Annotated in this window: 12 protein-coding genes; 7 read left to right on the top strand and 5 right to left on the bottom strand. The window is 65.6% G+C overall.

From position 1 onward, the window contains the following. The 3 genes from O3W51_RS43795 to O3W51_RS43785 form a co-directional block, all read right to left on the bottom strand. A partial coding sequence (locus tag O3W51_RS43795; protein WP_269289377.1) for an MFS transporter occupies positions 1-459 on the bottom strand: 459 nt, incomplete at its 3' end. A 68-nt stretch (positions 460-527) separates the two neighbouring features. Continuing rightward, positions 528-1,661: a ferritin-like domain-containing protein gene (locus tag O3W51_RS43790; RefSeq protein WP_269289375.1), complete on the bottom strand. Its 1,134-nt coding sequence runs from the start codon at positions 1,659-1,661 to the stop codon at positions 528-530. A gap of 33 nt (positions 1,662-1,694) precedes the next feature. Beyond that, positions 1,695-2,492: a DJ-1/PfpI family protein gene (locus tag O3W51_RS43785; protein ID WP_269289372.1), complete on the bottom strand. Its 798-nt coding sequence runs from the start codon at positions 2,490-2,492 to the stop codon at positions 1,695-1,697. 248 nt (positions 2,493-2,740) lie between these two features. On the opposite strand from O3W51_RS43785, the gene O3W51_RS43780 reads away from it, so the two are divergent. The 7 genes from O3W51_RS43780 (at position 2,741) to O3W51_RS43750 (ending at position 8,022) form a co-directional block, all read left to right on the top strand. After that, positions 2,741-3,508, top strand: a complete 768-nt coding sequence (locus O3W51_RS43780; RefSeq protein ID WP_269289370.1) for a cupin domain-containing protein — start codon at positions 2,741-2,743, stop codon at positions 3,506-3,508. Positions 3,509-3,520: 12 nt separating this feature from the next. After that, entirely contained in the window at positions 3,521-4,066 is a 546-nt protein-coding gene (locus O3W51_RS43775) for a DJ-1/PfpI family protein (protein WP_269289368.1), read from the top strand. Between the two features lie 88 nt (positions 4,067-4,154). Next, positions 4,155-4,886: an HAD family hydrolase gene (locus O3W51_RS43770; RefSeq protein ID WP_269289366.1), complete on the top strand. Its 732-nt coding sequence runs from the start codon at positions 4,155-4,157 to the stop codon at positions 4,884-4,886. A 33-nt stretch (positions 4,887-4,919) separates the two neighbouring features. Next, positions 4,920-5,582: a type 1 glutamine amidotransferase domain-containing protein gene (locus O3W51_RS43765; protein ID WP_269289363.1), complete on the top strand. Its 663-nt coding sequence runs from the start codon at positions 4,920-4,922 to the stop codon at positions 5,580-5,582. Between the two features lie 198 nt (positions 5,583-5,780). After that, positions 5,781-6,674, top strand: a complete 894-nt coding sequence (locus O3W51_RS43760) for a LysR family transcriptional regulator (RefSeq protein WP_269289361.1) — start codon at positions 5,781-5,783, stop codon at positions 6,672-6,674. A gap of 3 nt (positions 6,675-6,677) precedes the next feature. Beyond that, complete coding sequence (locus tag O3W51_RS43755; protein WP_269289357.1) at positions 6,678-7,376, top strand: type 1 glutamine amidotransferase domain-containing protein; 699 nt, start codon at positions 6,678-6,680, stop codon at positions 7,374-7,376. A 466-nt stretch (positions 7,377-7,842) separates the two neighbouring features. After that, positions 7,843-8,022 (top strand): hypothetical protein, encoded by a 180-nt coding sequence (locus O3W51_RS43750; RefSeq protein ID WP_269289355.1) that lies wholly within the window; start codon positions 7,843-7,845, stop codon positions 8,020-8,022. 320 nt (positions 8,023-8,342) lie between these two features. On the opposite strand, the gene O3W51_RS43745 is transcribed toward O3W51_RS43750, so the two are convergent. Together O3W51_RS43745 and O3W51_RS43740 are read right to left on the bottom strand one after the other, a co-directional pair. Next, positions 8,343-8,957 carry an SMI1/KNR4 family protein gene (locus O3W51_RS43745; RefSeq protein ID WP_269289352.1) on the bottom strand — a complete coding sequence of 205 codons (615 nt, stop codon included), beginning with the start codon at positions 8,955-8,957 and terminating at the stop codon, positions 8,343-8,345. A gap of 49 nt (positions 8,958-9,006) precedes the next feature. Further along, a partial coding sequence (locus O3W51_RS43740; RefSeq protein ID WP_269289349.1) for a DNA/RNA non-specific endonuclease occupies positions 9,007-11,533 on the bottom strand: 2,527 nt, incomplete at its 5' end.

Here is an 11,533-nt window from a genome sequence, read left to right as displayed (position 1 = left end):
TTGCCGACGAAAACGACACCTCACCGACGACCGCCCCGCTGGGACCGCCCCAGCGGGGCGTCGCCGTCCTGGTTCGTCGGCACCGTGAACGCCGCCTTCGTCGGCATTTTCAGCGTCGGGCAACACCATGCCGCCCACCGCCCGGACGGCCAAGGTCAGCTCGTACGACGACGAAAAGGCCGTCAGCAGGTTCACCACCGCCACGACCAGCACCGTCGATACCAGCACCGGCCTGCGCGGCAGGCCCCGCATCAGCGCCGTCAGCGGAATGGCCGCGACAACGGAGCCCGCGGCGTAGATGGTCAGCAGCTGCCCGGCCGCGGAGTCGGAAACGTGCAGACCCTCACCCACCCGCGGCAGCAGACCTGCCGGCACGGTCTCCGTCAGCATCGTCAAGAATCCGGCCGTAGCCAGTGCGAGCAGAGCTCCCAGCGGAAGCCGGTCCTGCGTACCTGTCACCACAATGCCCCTTTTCCACGCCCCGATGACCGGGCCGGGGCCGCCTCAAGGGGCGCCCCGACCCCAGCTCATGCGGCGTTGTTGACGAAACGCGGCCCGTAGAACACCGGCACGCTCAAGTCCGTGTGCCGCTCCAGCGACCGGTACTCCCGCGGGTACAGCTCCCGCATCCGGCCGATCGCCTCCTGGGGGATCTCGCTGCGCATGATGTTGAAGCAGGACCGCACCCGCATCTGATCCATCTGCGCGACCGCGGCCCCCAGCGAGGGCCACCACGTCTCCACCGGCCCGTTCCACGACGTGTCCAGCGCCACCATCATCTGGGTGTACGCATCATCGAAGCCCTCCAACTCCTTGCGCACCTGCGGACCCTGAGGATCCAGCGCCAGCAGCGCCGCATAGCCGTCCTCCGGGACCGCCAGCGTGTTGATGACCACCGGCCAGACGATCTCCTCTCCTGTGAAGAAGTCACGCTCCGTCTCCCGGGAGATCACCGCCCCCGCTGCGCCCGCATACCGCCGCCCATAGCGCAGCTCAGCGAAACGCGCGTAATGGGAGCCCTCCTTCTGGAAGTCCTCCCGCTGCGTCTCCACCGACCCCGCCCCGGTGCCCTCGCCCTGCTCCATGATGAGATCCAGGCCCTGCAGCAGCCGGCTCACCGGATCCGGGTCATCAGCAGCGAACGTGAGGTAGCCGAGATTCCCGCCCACCTGGTTGGCCGGGCCGCCCTCGCGCACCGCCCGCTCCACCGCACCCGCGTTGACCACGATCGCCGCGCGGATCGCCTCATAGAAGGAGCCGATCGTCGGATACGCGGATCCGCGCTGACGCCCGTTGAGCATGAACTCCGGCGCCTCCAGCCGCATGAACGACTCCAGGCTCGCGTTCGACAGCTTCGCCAGCCGCAGCCGCAGATCCGGAGCGACACCCCCCGGCAGCCCGCCCGTTCCGGGAAACTCCGGCGCCAGCCCCTGAATGTTGGGACTGCCGCCGAGCGCCGCCACCATGTTGGACGCGATGGCCATGTGGACCATCTCCTCCATCAGGACACTGCGAATCGTGTTGTACGACGGATAGTTCTGCACTTCGAGCGAGTACATGGCGGCGCAGTACAGCGGCATCGTGGCGTGCTCGAGGGCGACCGCGGTCTGCAGCGCTCCGCGGATCCAGTTGATGTCGCGCAGGGCGATGGGCGTGGGCATGTGACGGCTCCCGGGATCAGTGGCGTGGAGTGATCAGGCGGCGTTCTCATCCAGCGGCGGGTAGAGCATCGGCTGGAAGAAGTCCTGGAAGGACTCCTCCAGCTCCGGGTGCTGGTAGAACACCGGACCGGTCTCCTCGAAGATCGCGTCGCCGATGCCGCCCATCGTGTCGAACATCATCGACACGATCGTTCCGACCTCACGGCCGAAGTAGTGGGCGACCATGGCCACCGCCCCGCCGTTGACACCGTAGGAACCGGTGAACGTCCAGATCCGCGAGGTCAGGTTCGACACCCACATCCGCCGGGCGACGGGGACGTTGAAACCTTCCTCACGCATGCCCCTCGCGATGGCGGCGACCGAGGTGAGCTGCTCGTCGTTGACGATTCCCGCACGGGCCAGCGCCCCCACCCCGGAGCAATTCGCGGCAATGATCTTCCCAGCCTCGTGGTGCCGGCGGATCAGCTTCATGACCCGGTCGTTGGTCAGCAGCGCGCCCGATCCGACGCCGCCGGGGATGTACAGGATGTCGAAGAGCTCGTCGTCGTTGAGCACGGAGTCCGCGACGACGTTGGTGCCCATCTGCATCTTGATGACGCCCGGCTCCAACGCCACCAGCCGCACATCCAGATCGCGGTTCGCGGCCTCACGCTGCCACGGGGCGATCTGCCCCGAAGTGACCATCGCCGTCCCCTTGAAGATCTCCAAGGGGGTGATGGTGTCCTGCTCCGAGCAGGCCTCGTAACCCAGCACGCCAATGGAATTGATCTGCGGTGTCACGCTGTCAAGCGCCTTGCTCGGACGGCCCTGAGCGGAGGTAGGGGTGCTCACAGTGCGTCTCCTTCATCGAAATGGGAAGAGGACCAACCGGGCATTTTCTGCGGGTGTTGGAACTCCTGACAAGGAGACTGCCAAGCCCACACGCCCCCATCAAATAAGGAATCCAACAGGCGGCTATCACGATCACCGCGCCCCATGCCCCCCTTATGGGGGCCATGCCTCCCGCTATTTGGATCGCCCGCCGTATGCCCCTAGCGTCCTGCTCAGACCGGGAACGCGACCAGTGACGAAGAGGCAGAATGTCTGAGACGACGCAGCACATCGCGCAGATGTCTGATCTGATGGTGCGAATCGACCCCGGACCGCGCGATTTCTCCGCCCTGAACGAGGCCATCAGGAAAGGGTCCCGCACAGGCAACGAGAACCCGAACGAGGACCACCACCTCAACCAGATCATTCCCAAGCCCTGGGGCATGGAATACCGGATTTACACGGACGACTTCATCGACGTATGGAACCTGAAGATCAACGAGGGTGAATCCACGTCCATGCACGTCCACCCGCGGAAGCTGACCTACCTCCTGTGCCTTGCCGGCCAAGGCGTCACGGACACGCTCTCCGGCGCCATACCCGTCGGCCCGGGCACCATCCTGCGCATCGGCGGCGGCGCCTTCCACTCCAGCAAGAGCATCGGGCCCGGACCGCTGTGGCTGGCCGAGGTGGAGACCCCCCGCAACAAGTACGACCTGATCCGCCTGCGGGACAACTACGACCGCCAGGGCACCGCCTACGAACAGGAGCACGTGGAGGTCCCCGACCTCCCGGCCACGGCCGTCACCTACCTCCCGCAGGCCAAACTGCGCGACCGCTCACCCGACGGCGACTTCGCCTTCCGCATCCGCTCCGGCGCCGACATCTTCTACCGGCGCCAGCCGAGCGACCTCTTCCACATCCCGCTCGGGCTCACAGGCGTGGTCACCGGCGAGATCGACATCCTCGCCCCCGCCCAGGGCGACACCCGCCGCACCGCCCTGGACCAGTACTACCTCTCCCTCGCCCTCGACTAAGGAGCTGCCACCATGCCCAGCGCTGTCATCATCACCGGCCCCGGATTCCAGGACCATGACGTCGTCTACAGCTACTACCGGCTCCAGGAGGAGGGGTGGAACGTCGACATCGCCACCAAGAACGGCGCCGACGTCATCGGCAAGTACGGCATACCCCTGCCCATGGACAAGACGGCCCGCCCTCTCATCCCCTTCGACCAGCTCAACGCGGACCACTACGACGCGGTGATCCTCACAGGCGGCCACGAAGCCCCCGACCGCGTCCGCCAGGACACCCACGTCCTGGACTTCGTACGGGCCATGGACAGCGCCCAGAAGGTCATCGCCGGCCTCTGCCACGGCCCGTGGATCATGGTCAGCGCCGGCGTCCTCAAGGGCCGCCGCGCCTGCGCCTACATCGGCCTGCGCGACGACGTCATCAACGCCGGCGCCGACGTCGTGGACTCCGACGTCATCGTCGACGGCCACATCATCACCTGCTCCTACTACGCCTACGTAGGCCGCTTCATGCAGCAGGTCTTCGAAACCGTCGCCGCCCGGCAACCAGCAGCCGCCTGACCGCACCGGCGCCCAGACACGCAGGGGGCGGGCGTCCATCGCCCCCGGTCCGACACCCGCCCCTTGCGTCCCCCATGGAGAAACTCCCATGCTGATACTCGACTTTGACGGCGTGATAGCCGACGCCTTCACCGAATGCGCTGTCGTCACCTACTACGCCGACCACGAGCCGGCCGCGGTAGCCGACAAACCCCTGGCCACCCTCGCCGCCAACCTTCCCGCCGGGTTCCTGCAACGCTTCCGGCTGGTGCGCACCCACGCCCGCCTCCTGCAGGACTTCATGGTCGCCCGCAACCCGGCCGCCGAGGCCATCACGTCCGTCGACGACTACGAGGCCCTGCTCGAGAGCATCCCGGCCAAGAAACTCGCCAGCCTCACCCGCGGCGCGACCGCCGTACGCAAAGCCCTTCGCGAGCAGCAGAGCGAGGCATGGCTGGCCATGCACACCCTCTACCCCGGCATCGGCGACCTGCTGCGCCGCCACCAGGGCCGCGGCACCTCCGTCGTGACCGCCAAAGACGAGGACAGCGTGTGGCAGATCCTGGCCCACCACGGGCTGGAGAGCACCGTCACCCAGGTCATCGGTGAGTGCTCCGACAAGCGCACCGCAGTCCAGGAACTCGCCTCCGCCGATGGGCTGCCCGCATCGGCCATCACGTTCATCGACGACCACATCACCAACGCCCTGGCGGTGCGCGACACCGGCGCGACCTCGCTGTGGGCCTGGTGGGGCTACCACACCCCCGGGCACATTCAGCGGGCCATCACACGCAAGCAGCGACGCGTCTACCTGCCGGAACTTCCCCAGCTCACGGCCTGACCTCCACCCGAAACCGCCTGAAAGAGGAACTTCATGCCCAAGGTGCTTTTCGCCCTGACATCCCACGGCCAGCTCGGCGACACCGGCCGCAACACCGGCTTCTACGTCCCCGAAGTCGCCCACCCCGCCGAGGTCTTCACCGCCCACGGCTGGGAGATCGCCTTCGTCTCCGTCGCCGGCGGACAGCCTCCCCGCGACGGGGTGCGCGACGGCGACACCGTCACCGAAACCTTCCTCAAGACATACGAGCAGCAGCTCGCACAGACGCCCACGGCCGACTCGCTGAACCCTGACGACTACGACGCCATCTTCTACGCCGGCGGCCACGGCACCATGTGGGACTTCGCGGATGCCGCACCGCTGGCCTCACTGGCCGCCGCCATCTACGAGCGCGGTGGCGCAGTGGCCGCGGTCTGCCACGGCCCGGCCGGCCTGGTCAACCTGACCCTCAGCGACGGCACTTCCCTCGTGGAGGGAAAGCAGGTCTCAGCCTTTACCAACGAGGAGGAATACGCCGTCGGCCTCAGCGACGTTGTTCCTTTCGCGCTCGAGACCGCGCTCATCGAAAAGGGTGCAAAGTTCACGAAGACCGAGAACTTTGCCGAGTACGCGGTTTCCGACACCCGTCTCGTAACCGGACAGAATCCCGCCAGTGCAGCGAAGGTCGCCGCACTGACAGTTTCAGCGCTCAGCTGACCTAAACCGGCCAGACTTCCGGTGGGCGGAATCCGTAGTGACGGACGGAGGCCGCCCACTGGTCGATTTTGCCGATATTTTTGCGTGTCGGTACCAACTATTCCTGGAATGCAGCCCCCATGGGAGATAGTCTTGAGTCACGAAACGGATCACGCGTGGCCGCGTGATCCTTCGGGTCTACACGGGGGACTTTGTTTCATGCAACTAGGTTGGCTGCAAACCTTCATAGCTGTCTACAACTCCGGATCATTCACCAAGGCCGCGCAGAGACTCGGGATATCCCAACCGGCGGTCACCCAGCACATCAGAGGTCTCGAAGGGAAACTGGGGCAGCCCCTCTTCGTCCGCACCCCGCAAGGTGCAGAACCCACCCCAGAGGGGGAGACTCTCGCCAACGAGACCAAAGAGGCTATATCGGACCTCGATCGGACCATAGCCCGCAGACTGGGCACCGGCGAGGGGGGCGGCCCGATGAGAATCGGAGGACCGGCCTCCTTCATGTCCGAGCGGATACTCCCCGCGGTCGGCACCCTGATCGGCCAGGGAATGGACATCGGCGTCACGATCGACTCGTCCGGAAACCTCCTCGAGGACCTTAAGGGCGGGTCCCTGGACATGGCCGTATCTGCGATCCAACCTCGATGCCGCGAAATCGAGTCCACACCGCTCGCCGACGAGGACCTCCTCCTGGTCGCCTCGCCCGAAATCGCCGACAGTCTCCCGCGCGGAATCCTGCAGATCGACGGCGTACGCGCGCTGGAAAAACTACCGATGATTTCCTTCGGAAACTCGGAATCCATCACGAAGAACTACTGGATGACCGTCTTCGACACCCCTCCGCCAGTAGACCCTGCTCTCGTCGTGTCCGACCTTCGCGCAGTACTTAAAGCCACCCTCTCCTCCATCGGGATATCCGTACTCCCTGCCTACTTGTGCGCAGAGGCCATCGCACAGGGAAACCTCGTCGTCCTCATGCATCCGGAAGTACCGCCTATTGTCACCTTTCACTTGGCGGTACGCTCAGGAGCCCTAGCAAATCCCACACTTGAGCGCCTTCAGGGGCATCTCGTAGCAGCTTCCAGGGAGTGGTAGAAAATGCAGATAAATAGAGATGAAACGAAGAAGCGGGCTCTCTTCGTACTTACCAGCCACACTTTGCTAGGATCTACAGGGCGTTCTACGGGATTTCATCTCGGAGAAACCGCGGAACCTTGGGCGATCCTTGACGCGGCGGGCATACGCGTCGAGTTCTTGACCATCGATGGAGCTCCCGCGGAAATGATCGGCCATGACCCAGATTCCGAAGTGCAGAACACCTTTCTCAAAAATCCTGAAGTGCAAAACAAACTGAGTAATCCGATCCCCCTCGCTCTCGCTGACGCTACCCGGTATGGAGCTATCTACTTCGTAGGCGGCCACGGTGCCATGTGGGATTTCCGCCCGTCGAAAGAACTCCAGGAACTGACGAGAGACATCTACGAGGCCGGAGGCGTGGTCTCCGCCATCTGCCACGGCCAGGCAGCCCTGGTCGATGTGCAGAGGACCGACGGCCACTACCTGGTCTCGGGTAAGGAACTCACCGCGTTCTCCCACGAGAGCGAACAAGAACGGGGCCTAGACCGAGTCGTGCCCTTCTCTCTCCAGCACGCCCTCCAAGCGCGAGGAGCCATCTACTCCTGTGCATCCGGCCGCAATGCCCACGTTGTCCGTTACGGACGGCTCCTGACTGCCCAGAACCCAGCATCCGCAGCCGGTCTCGGACACCAGCTGGCCGACATGATGCAGCAGAGTTGAGGACATTGCGCTCTTTGGGCACGGACGGGAGGCAGCCGCCCCGGACTACAACGACGTCGGCGCCAGTACCTTCGCGGCCTGCTGTACTCCATGGATTAGTGGGACTCCGATCCCGCACCGGCCAGTCATCTCCCACACGAAGATGGCGCCTTGCACTCGGACGGCCGGTCATATGGCCACGGCCGTCCGGCGCCGCTATGCGGGCCCGGCTTGGAGCTGCGCCCTCTCCCGCTGGCTAGTGCTGGTGTCCACAGGGCGACGGGCGTAGGTCGCGTTCGCCAGGGTCCTTCGCATCGTCCGCCGCCGGCGTCGCCAGTGCGGCGGGCGGTGTCGGCGAGCGGCTTGACAGCACCCGCTCCTCCTGAACGGAGCCTTCGGCATGTACAAGGACTAGCGGGCGCTCCCCGCCGGGGGCGCGGCCTTTGACCACGCCAACCGGGCGATGTACGGCACGCACGGAGAGTGGGTGTATGTGCTGGAGGACTGGGGCATGTCGACCTGGTACGCGGGCTTCCGGAAGGTTGAGGGCATGGCCCCCTACCCGGACGAAGAGATCGTCTGCCTGACGATGAGCTCCTTCAGCCCGCCGCGCTGGATCATTGAGCCTTTTTCAACCTGGCTGTGTGGCCGGGGTGTTGGCGGGTGAGGGCTGTACGGAATAGCGAAGCTCCTGGTAGACGGGTTCTCGACCAAGATCACCCGTGTCCGCCAGGAGCTTCGTGTGCTTTGCACATCGCCTCCTCCACCTACTACCGCTGGCGCCGCGCCGAGAAGGAGCCGTGTGAACGGCTCCGCCGGGATGTGGAGCTGACCGAGCAGATCACGCGGATCCACACCGACAGCCTGGTTGCGTGCGTGGTGGTCCTGCCAACGTCCTGGAGATCCATTCGGGACGTCAGAACCTGGGTCTGGCGGATGAGACGCATCAGCAGGACCATCGCCCGCATTTTTCTATCAGCTGCCGTATCAGTTGCCGTAGCTGCCGGCGGCGTACGGGTCTGGTTGTCCCGTCCAGGGATCCAGGCCTTGCTTCCTCAGGCGTTCTTCCTCGTGTGCGTTCAGGTAGAACGCGGACCGCTTGGCCCAGAGGGAGAGGTCACCGAGCGGACACTCCGCGAACTTCCCGAGCAGGGTGCGCGCAAGGAATTCCACCATCCCGCAGTCGTAACGGCGCCATAGGCCGTCGTCTCGGTTGCGCACCAGCACCGGCCATGTGCGGGGATCGTCGGCGGAGGTGTCCCAGCACAGTAGGTCCGAGCTGGCATCGACGCCCCACGTGATCAGTTCGGGGTCTGTGCCGTCCAGTTCGGGGGATTTTTCCTCTCTGTCCCATGCGGCCTCGGCGTTCACTGTTTCCAGGAGCATGCCGCCGGAGGGAGAGGCCGACTGCGCGTCCCTGTACTCGGGCAGCTCAATGACCAGATAGTTCTGGATCGTCCCCGGGCCGTACCGTTCGATGAACTGCCGGTAGTCGGGCGGGAATTCCTTCCCCCATGTCTGGCTCATCCGGTCCCAGTCGACCGACGTGTTGCTCTCGGCGGGGTGCGGCATGCACTGCTGAAGCGTCGTCCATTCGGACACGTGAGTCACCCTTTCCTGATTTTGGTCTCCATGTGTCGGGAGCCGTCTGTCAGGTCATGGATCCGGTGGGGATCTGCCGGTTGGTGTTCTGGTCGTTGAACATCCCGAGGTTCCGGCCCGCGAGAGTGTTCGACACGAAGACGTTGATCTCGATCCCCGGGGCGCCGGTGGGGGTTATGCCGTAGGCGCTCATCCTGAATCCGATCGGCACGGTCCTGCGACCGCTGTACTTCGGTGTCACCTGGTAGTGAACGTCCTGACCTGCCTTGACGGCGGCGGCGACCTTATCCTCGTAGTTCTTCATGTTGTTGTCGCCCTGTTGGGATCCGATCGACCAGTCGTTCGTGCCGCGCGCGCAGGTCGCCAGGTTTTGCAGATTGCTCCCCGACCCGCTCAACTGCTTGCCGAGGAGATGGCAGGCATTGATGGCTTTCGACGGGACTGTGTGCAGGTAGGCTGCCGCACGCCCCGCCCAGTCGTATCCCGGAGGCTTAGCCCTCGAAATATCCGTCTTTGTGCCCGGGTTTTCGTCGATGTAGGCCTGGGTGAGGCAGGCCGTGACGCCCGTGGCGCGATTGCCGTTGTTCTTGTCCACCTCGTCGAGGACGGCCCAGCCACACCTGTTCCTGTTGTCGGTGTCGGTACTGTTCGGCTGCGATGTGAGCTTGGGCTTCGACACGCCGCTTTCGTCCGTGGACGGAAGGTGGGCCCGGGTGGCTTTGGCAAGGTCGATGATGGTGCGGAGTTTGTTGTACCTGTCCCGGGCCCTGTCGGCGGTTTCCAGGAACTTGGGTAGGTCTGTAGCGACCTTGCCGACTGCTTTGGTGGACTTGGCGGCCTTCCTGAAGGCGCCTACAGAAAGGACGGTGCTGCCCGCGTCGATGGCTACCTCGAGGCAGCTGGCAGCGTCCTTGTGAGCGCACTGGATGATGTCGTCGATGCTGAAGAGGTCGAGGAGGATGTCGGCGCTGTTGTCCTTGAGCCAGTCGGTGACGCTGGTCTCGAGGATTTTTTTGGCTTCGCGGTATTCCTGGACGCAGTTCCGGCCCGGCTCGCAGTTCGCGGCCAGGAGCTGTTCGTCCTGTTGTTGTTGTGCGACGTCGGCGGCTCCGCCGATCCGTGTCCACTCCTGGCCGGTGCCATTCCATCGGTAGGTGGTGGTGAGGTCGGGGGACAGGCCGTAGAGCTGGGTGTCGCTGACGGCGAAGGTGGCGCCGGGTCCGCCGATCTCGGTCCACGCGTCGGGGGTGTTGTTGTACTGGTGGATGTTGCCGGTGTCGCGGTTGGTGGCGAACAGGCCCGCGCCGCCGGCGTAGAGGTTCTGAGCGGGGCCGCCGATGCGGGTCCAGGCGGTGCCTTTGCCGGTCCATTCGTAGACGGCGGTGTGGTCGGGGCTGAGGCGGTAGACGTGGTCGTGGCCGACGGCGAAAGTGGCTCCGGGGCCGCCGATCCGGGTCCACTTGTCAGGCTTGCCGTTGTACTGGTAAAGGTCGCCGGTGTCGGGGTTGGTCGCGAAGAGTCCGGCCCGCCCGGCGTAGATGTGCCCGGCCGGTCCGCCGATTTTGGTCCAGGTGTCGCCGTGCCATTCCCCGATGCCGTCGTGGGGGGTCAGGCGGTAGAGGTGTTCACCGGTGACGGCGAACTGGCCGCTGGAGCCGGCGATCGGGTCCCAGCTGCGGTTGTCGGCGTTGTATTTACGGATCTGTTCGCTGCCAGGCCCGGTCATGAAGACGCCTGCCCAGCCGGCGTAGACCGCGCTCGCGGGACCACTGATCGGCGACCATCCGTCGCTGCCGCGCTTCCACAGGGCACTGCTGTCGGCGCTCAGGGTGTAGAGGTCGTCCTGGGCGGTGACGGCCATGCGGACGCTCTGTTCGTCCAGAGTGTCGGGCGGCCCGGTGGCCTGGACCGAAGCCGAGGTGGGTTCTTGGGCGGCTGGGGGTTCGTCGGTGGCAGGCGGTGCGGGATCTGCCGGCGTGGCCGCAGGGTCCGGATCCGGCGCGGGCGGGGGGGTGCGCGGGGCTCCGAGGGAGGTCCAGGTGGTGTCGGTGCCGGACCATGCGGACACGGTGGTGTGGTCGGGGCTCAGCCCGTACAGGCGGTGGTCGCCGGCGGTGAAGGAGGATCCTGCCGAGCCGATACCGCTCCAGTCCTCCCCTTCACCGCTGTAGCGGAAGATGCTGCCGGTGTCGGGGTTGGTGGCGAACAGTCCGGCGCCGCCGGCGATGAGGTCCTGAGCGGGGCCGCCGACCTTCGTCCAGTCGGTGCCGGTGCCGGACCACTGGTAGACCGCGGTTCGGTCCGAACTGAGCCCGTAGAGGCGGTCGCCGGTGGCCGCGAAAGCGGCGCCGGCGTCTCCCACCCGGGTCCAGTCCCCTCCCTCCCCGCTGTAGCGGAAGATGCTGCCGGTGTCGGGGTTGGTGGCGAACAGTCCGGCGCCGCCGGCGTAGAGGTCCTGAGCGGGGCCGCCGACCTTCGTCCAGTCGGTGCCGGTGCCGGACCACTGGTAGACCGCGGTTCGGTCCGAACTGAGCCCGTAGAGGCGGTCTCCGGCGATCGCGAAGGCGGCGCCCGGC

The sequence above is a fragment of the Streptomyces sp. H39-C1 genome, assembly GCF_027158125.1.
In the GTDB taxonomy this organism is placed as follows: domain Bacteria; phylum Actinomycetota; class Actinomycetes; order Streptomycetales; family Streptomycetaceae; genus Actinacidiphila; species Actinacidiphila fildesensis.
The sequence above is the reverse complement of the archived record's forward strand: the minus strand, read 5'-3'. Positions and strand labels throughout refer to the sequence as shown.